The sequence below is a fragment of the Phenylobacterium conjunctum genome (assembly GCF_042679085.1).
GTDB classification, from domain to species: domain Bacteria; phylum Pseudomonadota; class Alphaproteobacteria; order Caulobacterales; family Caulobacteraceae; genus Phenylobacterium; species Phenylobacterium conjunctum.
In genome coordinates this window covers 1-12,806 of sequence record NZ_JBHTLQ010000078.1, presented here as the reverse complement: position 1 = coordinate 12,806, position 12,806 = coordinate 1, and the positions used below count along the sequence as shown (strand labels likewise).

Genomic DNA, 12,806 nt, shown 5'->3' with positions numbered 1-12,806 from the left:
AGCCGGCCCAGGCGCTCGGCGAAATCCGGGGCGTTGGTGGGCAGGAGTTCCGGACCCAACGCCCAGCCCGGCTCGGCCAGGGCGACGCGGCCAGAGATGAAGGCCGCGCCCAGGTCCCGGCGGAAGGCGGCGCGAGCGGCGGGGCTCTCGAACAGGCCCAGGGCGTCGGCCTGTTCGGCTAGGGCCTCGGCGCGGCGGAACAGGGCGGCGGGCAGGTCGGCGTCGCCGCCAGCCCAGTCCAGCCAGGCTTCGACCCGCGCATCGGTCCAGTGGGCCGGGGCCAGGACCTCGACCACCTCGCCGGACCGTTCCAGGGTCCTGCGTTCGATCCTCGACGCATCCGTCCGCACGTGAAGCTTCTCCTATGCGGCAAGGTTACGGGTCCGAACGCCCGCCTTCAATAGATGTTGCGGTCGCAGGGGGCTCTATCCCCAACATCTTGCGACGTTCGCGCCGCTGGACGCCCACGGGGCGCGGACCTATAGTCCCGCCGCCTCCCAACCGATCCGGACTCGGAAATCCTGTGCTGAAAGCAATGCTCACCTGGTGGAACGGCGCGACAATCGGCGTGCGTTTCACGGCCTGGCGCCGCGGCGTCTTCATCGGGTCGGACCACCTGGGCAACAAGTACTACGAAGCCAAGGACACCAAGGATTCGTACGACGTCGGCCGCAAGCGCCGCTGGGTGATCTACAACGGCTACGCCGAGGCCTCGAAGGTCCCGCCGGAATGGCACGGCTGGCTGCACTACACCTTCGATGAGCCGCCGACCCGCGAGCCGCTGGCCCGCAAGGGTTGGGAGAAGGACCACCGTCCGAACCTGACCGGCACCGTGCATGCCTGGCGCCCCAAGGGCTCCATCGCCCGTGGCGGCGAACGCCCGAAGGCGACCGGCGACTACGAGGCCTGGCGTCCGGAATAGGACCATGGGGCGGAACCTCACCCGCGCTGTCGGTGTCCTGAGCGGCCTGGCCGCCATGGGTCTGGCTGGCCTGGTGGCCGCCCAGACCACCGCGCCTGCGCCGGCCGTGACGCCCAGCGCGCCGGCGACCGAGGAAGCTCCGCCCGAGGTGGTCGCCCCGCCGGCGCCGGTGGCCGCGCCGCCCATGCAGGCCAGCGAAGTCGCGCCCGCGGCCCCGCCCAAGGCCCAGGTGGTGGAAAAGCCCGCCGAGGGTGTGATCAAGCGCGCCCGCTACGACGTCGCCATCCTCCAGGCGCTCGACAAGGTCACCGCCGAGACCGTGCGCTTCGAGGCCGCTGTCGGCCAGCCGGTGCGCTACAAGACCCTGGTGTTCACGGTGAAGGCCTGCGAGCAGACCGCGCCGGACGAGCCCCTCGAGGACTCCATCGCCTACCTGACCATCGACTCCCAGCCCAAGCCGACGCCCGGTCGGCCGACGCCGGCCACGCGCCAGGTGTTCAAGGGCTGGATGTACGCCTCGTCTCCGGGGCTCGATCCCCTGGAGCACCCGGTCTACGACGCCTGGCTGATCACCTGCAGGGCGGCGGCGCCGGTGAAGCCCGCTGGACCCGCAGCGCCGTAGAAATCCCCCTCGCGCTCCAGGGCGCGGCCCAGCCGACGATGATAGTCCAGGCGCGCGATCTCCTGCGCGCCGAACGTCGTCAGGTGGTCGGTAATGAACTGGGCGTCCAGCAGCACAAAGCCGCCGGCGATCAGCCGGGCCACCAGGTGGACCAGCGCCACCTTCGAGGCGTCGGTGCGCCGCGAGAACATGCTCTCGCCGAAGAAGGCCGCGCCCAGCGAGACGCCATAGAGCCCGCCCACCAGTTCGCCGTCCGCCCAGCACTCGACGCTGTGGGCGTTCCCCATCTCGAACAGCTCGGCATAGAGCTGCTCGATCGTGGCGTTGATCCAGGTCTGGTCGCGGCCGGGTTTTGGCTCGGCGCAGGCGGCGACCACGCGGGCGAAGGCGGTGTCCACGCGCACCTCGAAAGGATCGCTGCGTACGGTGCGCGCGAGGCGGCGGCTCACATGGAAACCGTCGAGCGGGATCACCCCGCGCCGCTGCGGGTCGATGAGGAAGATGTGCTCGTCCTCACGGGCGTCCGCCATCGGGAAGACGCCCTGGGCATAGCAGTTCAGGAGATCGTGGGCGTCGAACGCCTCCATCTCATCCCTCTGAGGCCTGGTCCTTCAACCAGCGTTCCAGCCAGTGGATGTTGTAGTTCCCCGCCAGAATGTCGGGTTGCAGCAACAGGTCCTGGAACAGGGGGATGGTGGTCTCGATACCGCCGACCACCACCTCGCCGAGGCAGCGGTTGAGGCGCGCGATGCACTCCTCGCGGTCCCGGCCGTGGACGATCAGCTTGCCGATCAGGCTGTCATAGAAGGGCGGGATCGAATAGCCGGCGTACATGGCCGAATCCAGCCGCACGCCCAGGCCGCCCGGCGCGTGGAAGTCTGTCACCTGGCCCGGCGAGGGGGCGAAGGTGCGCGGGTTCTCGGCGTTGATCCGGCACTCGATGGCGTGGCCTTCGAAGACCACGTCTTCCTGGCGGAAGGACAGGGGCAGGCCGGCGGCGATGCGGATCTGCTCGCGGACCAGGTCGATACCGGTGATGGCCTCGGTGACCGGGTGCTCCACCTGCAGGCGGGTGTTCATCTCGATGAAGAAGAACTCGCCGTTCTCATACAGGAACTCGATGGTGCCGACGCCGAGATAGCCGATGGCGCGCACCGCATCGACGACCACCTTGCCGATCTTGGCGCGGGCGGCGGCGTCGATGACCGGGGAGGGGGCTTCTTCCAGCACCTTTTGGTGACGGCGCTGCAGCGAACAGTCCCGCTCGCCCAGGTGCACCACGTTGCCGTGGCTGTCGGCCACGACCTGCAGCTCGATGTGACGCGGGGTCTGGAGGTATCGCTCCATATAGACCGCGTCATCGCCGAAAGCCGCGCGGGCCTCGGCGCGGGCGGTGGACACCGCCTCGGCCAGATCGTCTTCAGTCTGGGCGACCTTCATGCCGCGCCCGCCACCACCAGCGGCGGCCTTGATGAGCACGGGGAAGCCGATCTTCTTGGCGGCCTCGAAGGCCTCTTCCTCGGTGGTCACCGCGCCGTCGGAGCCGGGCACCACGGGGATGCCCGCGTCCTTCACGGCCTGCTTGGCGGTGATCTTGTCGCCCATCATCCGGATGTGCTCCGGCTTCGGGCCGATGAAGGTGAAGCCGTGGGCGTTCACGATCTCGGCGAAGCGGGCGTTCTCGGACAGGAAGCCGTAACCGGGATGGATCCCTTGCGCCCCGGTGATCTCCGCCGCGGCGATGATCGAGGGGATGTTCAGGTAGGACTTGGCCGCGGGCGCCGGGCCGATGCAGACGCTCTCGTCCGCCAGGCGCACCCACATGCCGCTGCGGTCAGCCTCGGAGTGGACGGCCACGGTGGCGATGCCCATCTCCTTGCAGGCCCGGTGGACCCGCAACGCGATCTCGCCTCGGTTGGCGATCAGGATCTTGTCGAACATGACCCTTACTCGATGACGATCAGGGGCTCGCCGAACTCGACCGGCTGGGCGTCCGCGACCAGGATCTCGACCACGCGGCCGCCCTTGGGCGCCGGAATCGGGTTCATGGTCTTCATGGCTTCGACGATCATCAGGGTCTGGCCGGCGGTGACCGTGTCGCCCACCTTTACGAACGCCGGGGCGTCGGGCTGCGGCTGCAGGTAGACGGTGCCGACCATGGGCGACTTGACCGCATCGCCGCGCACGGCGGCGGGAGCGGCGGCTTCCACAGCGGCCGGCGCCGCGGGGGCGGCGGCGACCGGCGCGGCGGCCACGGGGGCCGGGGCGGCCGCATAGGCCACGGGCGCGGCCGTCAGGGTCTTGGCGACCCGGATCTTCAGGCCGTTATGCTCGACCTCGATTTCGCTGAGCCCGGTGTCCGTCAGGATATCGGCCAGTTTGCGGACCAGGCGCGCGTCGAGCTGATCGGCGGGAGCCTTGGGACTGCTAGCCATAGGAAGAACCCTTATCTGCTTTGGTGTGAGGCTTAGGCGGAAAGCTTCGCCGCGGCCTCGACAGCCAGTTCATAGCTCGCTGCGCCGAAACCGGAGACCACTCCGGTCGCCGCCAGCGACACATAGGTGTGATGACGGAACGCCTCGCGGGCCGCCGGGTTGGAGAGGTGGCACTCGATGATCGGAATCTCGAGCATCTTCAGCGCGTCCAGCAGGGCGATGGAGGTGTGTCCATAGCCGGCCGGGTTGATCACGAGGGCGCAGGCTTCCTTGCGCGCCTCCTGCACCCAGTCGATCAGCTGGCCTTCGTGGTTCGATTGCCGGAACACGACGCTGCGCCCCAGGGACGAGGCGCGCTGCTCACAGAGCACCCGCACATCGTCCAGGGTGGCTTTTCCGTAAATCTCCGGCTCGCGGGTCCCCAGAAGGTTGAGGTTGGGACCGCTCAGCACATAGATCGGTTTCGACATTCGGCTCCGCCGTCGATTCCGCCGTCTTGTAACGGTCGGCGGCGGGGGTCACAAGCATTGCGACACGCGACCCCGCATTCGAGGCTGCCCATGACCCTGACGATCAACGGCGAGACCCGGGAATTTTCAGGGATTTCGCACCTGGCGGCCCTGGTTGAGGCCTTGGGCCTGGATCCACGCAAGGTGGCCATCGAACGCAATCTGGAGATCGTTCCGCGTTCGGCCTATCACGCGACTCCTGTCGCCGATGGCGACCGGATCGAGATTGTTCACTTTATCGGAGGCGGCTGACCATGGACGGCGCCCAAACCACCGCGACGGCTCAAGACACCTGGACCGTGGCGGGCCGGACCTTTTCCTCCCGCCTGATTGTCGGCACCGGCAAGTACAAGGACTACGCCGAGAACGCCGCCGCGGCCGAGGCCGCCGGCGCGGAGATCGTCACCGTCGCCCTTCGACGAGTGAACCTGTCCGATCCCAGCCAGCCGATGCTGGTGGACTATGTGAAGCCCGACCGCTTCACCTTCCTGCCCAATACGGCGGGATGCTTCACGGGCGAGGAGGCGGTGCGCACCCTGCGCCTGGCTCGCGAAGCCGGCGGCTGGGACCTGGTCAAGCTGGAGGTGCTGTCCAACACCAAGCACCTCTTGCCGGACATGGAAGAGACCCTGCGGGCCATGAAGATGCTCATCGCCGAGGGTTTCCAGGTGATGGTCTACTGCAGCGACGATCCCGTCTACGCCAAGAAGCTGGAGGACGCCGGGGCCGCCGCCATCATGCCCGCCGCAGCGCCCATCGGCTCGGGCCGCGGCATCCAGAACGCCCTGAACCTGGCCCTGATCATCGAGCAGTCCAGCGTCCCTGTCCTGGTGGACGCGGGCGTCGGCACGGCCTCAGACGCCGCCATCGCCATGGAACTGGGCTGCGACGCGGTGCTGATGAACACCGCCATCGCCGGGGCGCAGGATCCGATCCGCATGGCGCGGGCCATGAAGCATGCGGTGATCGCCGGCCGCGAGGCGTTTTTGGCAGGACGTATGCCAAAACGCATGTATGCTGAGGCCTCGTCTCCGCTATCCGGACTTATCTGATGAGCCTCTCCGTCGACGTTTTCTGGTCTTTCCGCAGCCCCTATTCCTACCTGGTGATGTCCAAGCTTCGGGCGCTCCAGGAGGACTACGACGTCACGGTCAACATGCGGCCGGTCTATCCCCTGGCCGTGCGCTCAGAAGGCTTCTTCACCAAGCAGGATCCGCTGTTCATCCCGTACCTGATGCGGGACACCATGCGGCTCGCCGAATACCACGGCCTGCCCTATGCGTGGCCGCGGCCCGATCCGGTGGTGGTCGACATGGCCACCCTGAACGGCGCCAAGGAGCAGCCGCACCTGTCGCTTCTGATGCCGCTCGGTGTCATCGCCTCGCACAAGCCGCAGGGCGTGGCCTTCTTTGACGAGGTCAGCCGGCTGATCTGGTCGGGCCAGGACATGCCCTGGAACGAGGGCGACAAGCTGGCCCGGGCCATCGAGCGCGCCGGCCTGAACCAGGCAGACCTGCAGGCCGAGGCCGACGCGGCCGGCGACGCCATCGCCCAGGAGATCGAGGCCAACCAGGAGGCCCACCGCGCCTCCGGCCACTGGGGCGTGCCTTGCATGGTCCACCAGAACGAACCCTTCTTCGGCCAGGACCGCTTCGACCTGTTGGTCTGGCGGCTGAAGAAGAACGGGATGCAGGCGCGCTCATGACGCCGCTCATCCCGGCGAACGCCGGGATCCAGATCAAAGATCGCTTTCGCTTCCAGACTTGTAGCTCAGGAGGCTTCACCTGGACCCCGGCATTCGCCGGGGTGAGCGGAGCTAGGTTCGCCGATAGCCCTTAAGCGTCAGCACCGCCCCGGCCGCGATCAGGACCAGGAACACCGCATCCGTCCCCGGCCCGGCGTCCAGCTGGGGCGCGGCGGGCTGGGCCAGGCGATAGAGGCCGGCGGCGGTCATGACCCAGCCGAACAGCGTCACCAGGCTGCGCCAATCCTGCGTCCAGCGCGAATAGGCCTGGAGGATGGCGACGCCCGCCACAAACAGCAGCGTCCCGTTCAGATAGACCACCGGCCCCGTCTGGGCGGCGAACACCGGCATGGCGAAGGGCTCGGTCAGGCCCATGGCCAGCAGGAAGGGCCCCAGGATACGGGCGATGCGAACTTCGACGGGCATGCGGCCTCCAGCGTCTGCGCGCCAAGGTCGCCGGTCACCGCCCGATCGCATTGATCATGATCATATGAGCTAGCGGTCCCACACCCCCGGCCAGGCGTCGATCACCTCCTGCAGCTGGGTGGTGATGCGGGCGTTGTCCGCGGCGTCCAAGTGCTGGAAGCAGCCGCTGAAGGCGAAGCGGTCGCGGGTCGAGACGTGGCGCACGTCGCTGACGCCGGCCTTCTCGAGCTCGGCCATGATCAGCCGGTTGCTGGCGACCACGGGAGCCTCGTCGAAATCCAGCAGCAGGATCTTCACCCCGGGATATCGGGCCTGCAGCTTGCGCACAAAGGCGACTCCGGCCGGGACCAGCGCGGCCTCGACCTGGGCCGGCGTCTTCCAGGCCTCGCGCCGGTCCATCGGAGCGAAGTCATTGCTGCCGAGGGACAGGACCAGCAGCTGCGGCCTCCAGGTCGGATCGCGCGAGGCAGGGGTCGGGTCGTCGAACAGGGTGCGCTCGTAGAGCTGCGGCACGACGGGCTTTGTGCGCCGGAAGGGTGAGTTGCGCACCAGCCCCCCAGCGGAATAGGCGATCACCTGGTAGTCGGCGTCATAGTGGCGGCCTAGCCGGGCCGCGAAGGTCTGGGAGGTGTCGGTCGTCGCCCAGATCTTCCCGTTCGTACAGAAGCTTCTGCCGGCCGTTAGCCCAAAGCCGGTGGTGAAGGAATCGCCGATGAACTCGATCTGGCGCGCCCGCGGCGGGGGCGGGGCCAGGACATTCTCTGGACCCGGCACGGTGGCGCCGCCGAAGCCGGCCACCACGTCACGCTGCTCGTCTATGCGCTCGACCCGCAGCCGATGCGCGGCCGGGGTGAGCCCTGAGATCCGCAGGGCTGGATCGCCAGAGGTCAGCAGGCCGGCCGGCGCGCCGTCGATCTCGACCTTGAAGCGGGCCTTGCCGGACACCGGCCCGACCGTGACCTCCGCGCCGGTGAACGCGCCTTCGAAATAGACGCCGGGCCACTGCATCAGGCTGAAGCCGGCCACGCCGGGGACGGTCCGGCCTACGGTGCGCAAGGGCAGGGCGGTCTGGGCTACAGCCTGGGATGCGCAGACGATCAGGCCGAGGACGAGAGCCGTCCACCAAGGTCTTCGCACGCGCCGCCCTCCCGGTTCACTGGACCCAAGTCTAGAACGGCGCACCGTTTTCGACAGCCGCGATTTCCGCTCCGTTCCCCAAGGGCAATAGCTCTAGACTGGCCTTGAGCGCGCCGTCCGAGCGCGGAAGCGAAATTGGGGAGAACCGCACATGGGTGTGTCCAACGGCCGCCAGACCATCTTCATCACCGGCGCCGCGTCGGGCATGGGCCGCCAGACCGCGCTGCTGTTCGCCGAGAAGGGCTGGTTCGTCGGCGCCTATGACGTGAACAATGCGGGTCTGGAGACCCTGAAGCGCGACATCGGCCGCGAGAACTGCGTCACCGGCGTGCTGAACGTCACCGACCGCGACCAGTACAAGGCCTGCCTGGCCGCCTTCGCCGAGGCGACGGGCGGGCGGATGGACATCCTCTACAACAACGCCGGCATCGGCCGCGGCGGCCCGTTCGCCGACATGACCTTCGACGACATCATGGCGGTGGTGAACGTCAACTTCGTCGGCGTGCTCATCGGCGTCCACGAGGGCCTGCAGTACCTGCGCGCCACCCCCAATTCGATGTGCTTCACGACCTCGTCCTCGTCGGCGACCTTCGGCATTCCGGGCATCGCGGTCTATTCGGCCACCAAGCACGCGGTGAAGGGCCTGACCGAGGCGCTGTCTGTGGAGTTCAAGGCCTATGGCGTGCGCGCCGCCGACGTGCTGCCGGGCCTGATCGACACCCCGATCCTGCCGCCGGGCGCCGTCGAGGCCGCGCCCAAGGAGGGCATGTTCCGCGCCATCCCGCCCCGCGCCGTGGCCGAGGTGGTCTGGGAGGCCTACCACTCCGACAAGCTGCACTGGTACGTGCCGCCGGAGATCTTCGAGCTGGACAAGGCCGCGACCCTGACGCCGGAAGCCGTGCGCGACAGCTTCGCCAAGGGCGGGCCGTTCGCGGGGCTGACCGAGCCCGCGGAGAGCTGAACGCCTCCGCCGGGATGGGCGGTGCTAACCCTCCGCCGCCAGCCGCTCGATGTCCGCCGTCGGTGACACGCCGAGCGCCGTGTAGAGCGCCTCGCGCTCCGGGCCGAGCTTGGGCGGGTAGGCGGCGGCGTTGGCGCGCTTGCCCTTGGCCCAGTAGCCCATGACCTTGGCCAGGTTCTTCGGCCGGCGCAGCCAGGCCGACGGGTGCTCCAGCATGTGGAAGCTGCGCAGGGCCTCGCGCATCAGTTCGGGGTCCGATCGGACCGCGATGTTCAGCCCATCCTCCAGGAAGCTCTTGGTCATCCGGCTGCGGAAGCTGGGCTTGTAGCCCGGGGTCAGGGTCTGGCGCGCGCGGCGAACGGCGGCGCGGTCCTGTTCCAGCATGTTGTCGTAGTAGGGCCGGATCTCGGCCTGGATCCGCTCGTGGTAGCGCAGGGCGCGCGCGGCCGGATCGGCGCTCTCCGCCAGGGTGTCCCGCAGCTGGTAGGCGCTGACCGCGGCGAAGGAGCAGCCGCGGCCGTAGAGCGGGTTGGTGCGCACCAGCCCGTCGCCCAGGGCGAAGAAGCCGGTCACCGCGGGCTTGCCGTCGGTCACCAGGTCGCGCCAGCGGCTGTGCAGGTCGCCCATGCCGAACACCTTGCTGACGCCTTCGGTGCGCTCGGGCTCGAGCCAGGGGACGAGACCCGGGATCTCGCGGCACAGGCGGTCGAACACCTCGGGGTCGAGGATCGCCTTGCGCATCTCAAACTCGATCTCCGGCACGCAGATGGTGATGGAGAAGCAGCCGTTGTCGGCCGGAAACACCCCGAACTTCATATAGCCCATGTCGCCCGAGGCCGGGTTCTTGCCGCGCGGCGGCTCGGCCTGGCCCGGCCGCAGCCGGTAGTGGCGGGTGAAGTAGAGGATGCCGGCCGACTCCGAGACCTCGGCGATCGGCGCGCCCAGGGCCCGCAGTTGTTCACAGGCGCCGGAGGTGCGGCCGGCGGCGTCGACCACCAGATCGGCGGACAGCACCTCGCCGTCCTCCAGCCGGACGCCGGTCACCGCCAGAGGGCGGTCGGCGGGGGTCTCGACCACCAGCTCGCGCACGAAGGTCTCCGGCCGGATGGAGACGCCGGGCAGGCGCTCCACATAGCGGCGCATGATCAGCTCCAGCGTCGTGCGCCGGCTGGTCAGCACCACCATGTCGGCGTCGATGGGCTTGGGCTGGTAGCGGGGCTTGTGCAGGTCGGTGAGCATCTCCGCGAATGTGATCTCGCGGCAGCCGGAGGCGAGCAGGTCGTCCAGCAAGGGGCGGTGCTCGTCGCGGATCAGGGAGCGCAGCCGGGCCAGGAAGGCGTGGCTGTGGCGAAGGTGGCCGACGCCGCGACGGTTCCAGTCCCGGAACGCCTCGTCGGCGTCCCCGGGCGGCGGCGACGGGTCGCGCTCCAACAGCACCACCTCGCGGCCTGTCGGGGCGAGCGCAAGCGCCGTGCAAAGCCCGGCCATGCCGGCTCCGATCACCAGAACCCGTTCGCTCATGACGCCTCCCAACGCCTATTTGCCGGGAGTCTAGTCGGGGAACGCCGGTCTTGGAAAGCCCGACCCAAGGTAAGCCGGGGCGCTTTCCTCAACCCATGGGCTTGGCGTCGCGAGCCTTCAACTCGACGATGGCCGCGTTCAGCGCCGCCATGTCGGCGCCGGGGATCAGCCGGTCGCCGACGATGAAGGCGGGGGTGCCTTCCAGGTTCAGCGCCTTGGCCAGGGCGCGGGTGTCGGCGATGTGCTTGGCCACCTGCGGGCTCTCGGCGGCGGCCCGCACCGCGGCGGGGTTCAGGCCGGCGGCGGCCAGGTGGCGGTCGATGGCCGGGTTGTCCAGCGAGCGCTCGGTCATGAAGCTGCGGAACAGGTCCAGGCCCTTGGCCTTGCCCTCTGGCGTCAGGGCGACCTTTGCCGCCTCGTCGGACTCATCGCCGAAGATCGGGAATTCCTTGAAGACGAAGCGGATGTCCGGGTTCTGCTTGATCAGGGCCAGGATCTCCGGGGCCGAGGATTTGCAGTAGCCGCAGCGGTAGTCGAAGAACTCCACCACCGTGTGCTTGCCGTTCGGATTGGCCACGAAGTCACGGGGATCGCGCTCCAGCGCCTCGCGATAGCGGGCCAGCTGGGCCTTGGCGGCGGTCTGGGCCTGGGCCTGCTTCTTGGCCTGCAGGGCGGTGACCGCCTCCTCGATCACCTCGGGATGCTCCAGCAGGTAGGCGCGCACCTTCTGGCCGAAGGCGTCATCGCTGGCCTTCTGGCAGCCGGAGAGCGGGAGGAGGGCGCAGGCGGCCAACAGGGCCGCGCGTTTGGAAAGGGTCATGGGCGTCCGTCTGGTGAAGCGTGTGCGGCGGCTCTAGAGCCGGTCATCCTTGTCCAGGCCGCGGGAGATGTCCCGGTCCGGATCAGAGGTGTGGGCGATATCGGTGGCGCGCCGCCATTCCGGCGAGCCCTTGTCCAGCATGTCACGGGCGCGCATGGCGAAGATCAGGGCCTGGCGCTTGTCGCCGATGCGGTCGTTGTATTCAGCGGTGGCGTAGCGGGCCAGGCCGTCATGGCCCTGGGTCGCATAGGCCTCGGCCAGCAGCCGCCAGGCGACGGCGTTGTCGCCGTCCTGGTCCAGGGACCGCTTCAGCTCCCGGACGCCTTCCTCGATTTTGGCCTTGTCGGTCAGGGCGATCAGGGTCTGGCCCAGATTGACCCGCAGCAGGGGGGCGTCGGGCTTGAGCTCCACCGACTTGCGCTGCGGGGCCTCGGCCTCGGCGGTCCGGCCGAACTCGAACAGGATCTGGCCCTTCAGCTCCCAGAGATAGGGATTGTCCGGCTGCTCCTGCAGAAGGGCGTCGATCCGGGCCAGGGCCTTTTCCGGCTCCTTCAGCTGGTAGTAGGCGATCGCGCAGGCGTACTTGGTCGGATAGGTCTGGACCTTGTCGCCGCACTTCACGATGGCGATGTTCGGATTGATGAAGCCCTGCAGCTTGGCCTTCATGATCTCGTGCTTGGCCTGGGCCTCTGCGCTGTCCGTCACGGCATAGTGGGCCTGCTTCTCCACCCGGGCGCGCAGCGCTTCGATCCGGTCCGAGGACAGGGGGTGGGTGCGGAAATAGGGGTAGCGCTTGGCCTCCTGGAAAACCTCCTGGTAGCGGAAGTTGTCGAAGAACTCGGCCAGGCCTCGGCCCGACAGGCCGGCCCGTTCCAGATAGGTGGCGCCCGCCTGGTCGGCGCGGCTTTCCTGTTCGCGGCTATAGCCCATCGCGCCCAGGGTGCCGAAATAGCCCGCATTGCCCGCCAGCACAGCGCCCGCGGTGGCGTTGCCCGCCAGGGCCGCCAGCACGCCCAGGCCCATGGTCAGCAGGAAGGGCTTCATGCCGGCGCTGTTCATTTCGCCTGAGCGGGCGGAGTGGCCGCCGGCCAGGTGCCCGATCTCGTGGGCCATGACGCCCTGCAGCTCGTTCGGCGTCTTCGATTCCAGGATCAGGCCCGTATAGACCGCCATGGTGCCCGGCGCGGCGAAGGCCTGCAGGTCCGAGCCGCCGATCAGCAGGATGTTGATGGACTTGGCGTCCAGGCCGGCCGCGTCGAACAGCGGCGCGGCGTCATCGTGCAGGATGGCCTCGATCTCGGTGTCACGGAGCAGCGAGATCGCTTCGCCCTGGGCCGCGGCGGGGGCCGCGGGCAGGGTCAGGCCTGCGGTCAGGACCGCCGCCAGGGCGGTCCGCGCAAACCTCGAAATGAGCGGGCGGGTCGGGGAGACCATGCGTGTCTAGAACTCCAAACCTCAGCTCCCCGACCCGACCCTAATGCGTCACCCGCGACGCCACCAGCCCTTCTTGGGCTTCGGCGGCGGGGCGGTGATTTCCGCCGGATCCGGTTCGGCCGGGGCCGGGGGCTCGACCGCGACGGTCTCAACCACGGGCTCGGGCGCGGGCTCTGCGACGGCGACCGGCGGAGCCTCAACCTCAGCGACGACCTCGGCCGGCGCCTCAGCAGCAGCCTCCGGCGCGGCCTTGGCGCGGCTGCGGCGGGCGCGGG

16 protein-coding genes and 1 pseudogene are annotated in these 12,806 nt (G+C 68.8%); 6 read left to right on the top strand and 11 right to left on the bottom strand.

Annotation, left to right across the window (positions count from 1 at the left end; genetic code table 11):
- A pseudogene (locus ACFQ27_RS19475) lies at window positions 1-350 on the bottom strand (hypothetical protein); the annotation flags it as partial.
- Window positions 351-523: 173 nt separating this feature from the next.
- On the opposite strand from ACFQ27_RS19475, the gene ACFQ27_RS19470 reads away from it, so the two are divergent.
- Window positions 524-922 carry an NADH:ubiquinone oxidoreductase subunit NDUFA12 gene (locus tag ACFQ27_RS19470; protein WP_374348232.1) on the top strand — a complete coding sequence of 133 codons (399 nt, stop codon included), beginning with the start codon at window positions 524-526 and terminating at the stop codon, window positions 920-922.
- 4 nt (window positions 923-926) lie between these two features.
- Complete coding sequence (locus ACFQ27_RS19465; protein WP_374348229.1) at window positions 927-1,544, top strand: DUF2155 domain-containing protein; 618 nt, start codon at window positions 927-929, stop codon at window positions 1,542-1,544.
- On the opposite strand, the gene aat is transcribed toward ACFQ27_RS19465, so the two are convergent.
- The 4 genes from aat to aroQ are packed head-to-tail and all read right to left on the bottom strand — an operon-like array spanning window position 1,475 to window position 4,449.
- A complete protein-coding gene (gene aat, locus ACFQ27_RS19460; protein WP_374348227.1) occupies window positions 1,475-2,131 on the bottom strand; it encodes a leucyl/phenylalanyl-tRNA--protein transferase in 657 nt (218 codons plus the stop codon). The genes ACFQ27_RS19465 and aat overlap by 70 nt on opposite strands.
- A 1-nt stretch (window position 2,132) precedes the next feature.
- Window positions 2,133-3,485 (bottom strand): acetyl-CoA carboxylase biotin carboxylase subunit, encoded by a 1,353-nt coding sequence (gene accC / locus ACFQ27_RS19455; RefSeq protein ID WP_377354741.1) that lies wholly within the window; start codon window positions 3,483-3,485, stop codon window positions 2,133-2,135.
- A gap of 5 nt (window positions 3,486-3,490) precedes the next feature.
- Window positions 3,491-3,979 carry an acetyl-CoA carboxylase biotin carboxyl carrier protein gene (gene accB / locus ACFQ27_RS19450; protein ID WP_374348221.1) on the bottom strand — a complete coding sequence of 163 codons (489 nt, stop codon included), beginning with the start codon at window positions 3,977-3,979 and terminating at the stop codon, window positions 3,491-3,493.
- A 32-nt stretch (window positions 3,980-4,011) separates the two neighbouring features.
- Window positions 4,012-4,449, bottom strand: coding sequence for a type II 3-dehydroquinate dehydratase (aroQ, locus tag ACFQ27_RS19445; RefSeq protein WP_374348219.1), 438 nt, complete (start codon window positions 4,447-4,449; stop codon window positions 4,012-4,014).
- A 90-nt stretch (window positions 4,450-4,539) separates the two neighbouring features.
- On the opposite strand from aroQ, the gene thiS reads away from it, so the two are divergent.
- The 3 genes from thiS to ACFQ27_RS19430 are packed head-to-tail and all read left to right on the top strand — an operon-like array spanning window position 4,540 to window position 6,193.
- Window positions 4,540-4,740 (top strand): sulfur carrier protein ThiS, encoded by a 201-nt coding sequence (gene thiS, locus ACFQ27_RS19440; protein WP_374348216.1) that lies wholly within the window; start codon window positions 4,540-4,542, stop codon window positions 4,738-4,740.
- Between the two features lie 2 nt (window positions 4,741-4,742).
- Entirely contained in the window at window positions 4,743-5,540 is a 798-nt protein-coding gene (locus ACFQ27_RS19435; protein WP_374348213.1) for a thiazole synthase, read from the top strand.
- On the top strand, window positions 5,540-6,193 hold the full coding sequence (locus tag ACFQ27_RS19430; RefSeq protein ID WP_374348211.1) for a 2-hydroxychromene-2-carboxylate isomerase: 654 nt from the start codon (window positions 5,540-5,542) through the stop codon (window positions 6,191-6,193). Before ACFQ27_RS19435 ends, ACFQ27_RS19430 begins: the two co-directional genes overlap by 1 nt.
- Window positions 6,194-6,304: 111 nt before the next feature.
- On the opposite strand, the gene ACFQ27_RS19425 is transcribed toward ACFQ27_RS19430, so the two are convergent.
- On the bottom strand, window positions 6,305-6,658 hold the full coding sequence (locus ACFQ27_RS19425; RefSeq protein WP_377354739.1) for a hypothetical protein: 354 nt from the start codon (window positions 6,656-6,658) through the stop codon (window positions 6,305-6,307).
- A 69-nt stretch (window positions 6,659-6,727) separates the two neighbouring features.
- Window positions 6,728-7,795, bottom strand: coding sequence for a GDSL-type esterase/lipase family protein (locus ACFQ27_RS19420; protein ID WP_377354738.1), 1,068 nt, complete (start codon window positions 7,793-7,795; stop codon window positions 6,728-6,730).
- Between the two features lie 151 nt (window positions 7,796-7,946).
- Between ACFQ27_RS19420 and ACFQ27_RS19415 the strand changes: the two genes are divergently transcribed.
- The gene (locus ACFQ27_RS19415; RefSeq protein WP_374348204.1) at window positions 7,947-8,756 is read left to right on the top strand and encodes an SDR family oxidoreductase; all 810 of its coding nucleotides are present in this window, start codon (window positions 7,947-7,949) and stop codon (window positions 8,754-8,756) included.
- Between the two features lie 24 nt (window positions 8,757-8,780).
- On the opposite strand, the gene ACFQ27_RS19410 is transcribed toward ACFQ27_RS19415, so the two are convergent.
- The 4 genes from ACFQ27_RS19410 to ACFQ27_RS19395 form a co-directional block, all read right to left on the bottom strand.
- A complete protein-coding gene (locus ACFQ27_RS19410; protein ID WP_377354737.1) occupies window positions 8,781-10,277 on the bottom strand; it encodes an FAD-dependent oxidoreductase in 1,497 nt (498 codons plus the stop codon).
- Window positions 10,278-10,365: 88 nt separating this feature from the next.
- Window positions 10,366-11,097, bottom strand: a complete 732-nt coding sequence (locus tag ACFQ27_RS19405; protein ID WP_377354736.1) for a DsbA family protein — start codon at window positions 11,095-11,097, stop codon at window positions 10,366-10,368.
- A 33-nt stretch (window positions 11,098-11,130) separates the two neighbouring features.
- Complete coding sequence (locus ACFQ27_RS19400) at window positions 11,131-12,531, bottom strand: M48 family metalloprotease (RefSeq protein WP_377354735.1); 1,401 nt, start codon at window positions 12,529-12,531, stop codon at window positions 11,131-11,133.
- 48 nt (window positions 12,532-12,579) lie between these two features.
- Window positions 12,580-12,806: hypothetical protein (locus ACFQ27_RS19395; protein ID WP_377354734.1), on the bottom strand; the 227-nt coding region annotated here is incomplete at its 5' end.

Bases quoted from the DNA above. Each gene is read 5' to 3' on its own strand.
- ACFQ27_RS19405 (WP_377354736.1), bottom strand. From the start codon at position 11,097: ATGACCCTTTCCAAACGCGCGGCCCTGTTGGCCGCCTGCGCCCTCCTC.
- aat (WP_374348227.1), bottom strand. From the start codon at position 2,131: ATGGAGGCGTTCGACGCCCACGATCTCCTGAACTGCTATGCCCAGGGC.
- ACFQ27_RS19415 (WP_374348204.1), top strand. From the start codon at position 7,947: ATGGGTGTGTCCAACGGCCGCCAGACCATCTTCATCACCGGCGCCGCG.
- accC (WP_377354741.1), bottom strand. From the start codon at position 3,485: ATGTTCGACAAGATCCTGATCGCCAACCGAGGCGAGATCGCGTTGCGG.
- accB (WP_374348221.1), bottom strand. From the start codon at position 3,979: ATGGCTAGCAGTCCCAAGGCTCCCGCCGATCAGCTCGACGCGCGCCTG.
- ACFQ27_RS19410 (WP_377354737.1), bottom strand. From the start codon at position 10,277: ATGAGCGAACGGGTTCTGGTGATCGGAGCCGGCATGGCCGGGCTTTGC.
- ACFQ27_RS19465 (WP_374348229.1), top strand. From the start codon at position 927: ATGGGGCGGAACCTCACCCGCGCTGTCGGTGTCCTGAGCGGCCTGGCC.
- ACFQ27_RS19430 (WP_374348211.1), top strand. From the start codon at position 5,540: ATGAGCCTCTCCGTCGACGTTTTCTGGTCTTTCCGCAGCCCCTATTCC.
- thiS (WP_374348216.1), top strand. From the start codon at position 4,540: ATGACCCTGACGATCAACGGCGAGACCCGGGAATTTTCAGGGATTTCG.
- ACFQ27_RS19435 (WP_374348213.1), top strand. From the start codon at position 4,743: ATGGACGGCGCCCAAACCACCGCGACGGCTCAAGACACCTGGACCGTG.
- ACFQ27_RS19400 (WP_377354735.1), bottom strand. From the start codon at position 12,531: ATGGTCTCCCCGACCCGCCCGCTCATTTCGAGGTTTGCGCGGACCGCC.
- ACFQ27_RS19425 (WP_377354739.1), bottom strand. From the start codon at position 6,658: ATGCCCGTCGAAGTTCGCATCGCCCGTATCCTGGGGCCCTTCCTGCTG.
- aroQ (WP_374348219.1), bottom strand. From the start codon at position 4,449: ATGTCGAAACCGATCTATGTGCTGAGCGGTCCCAACCTCAACCTTCTG.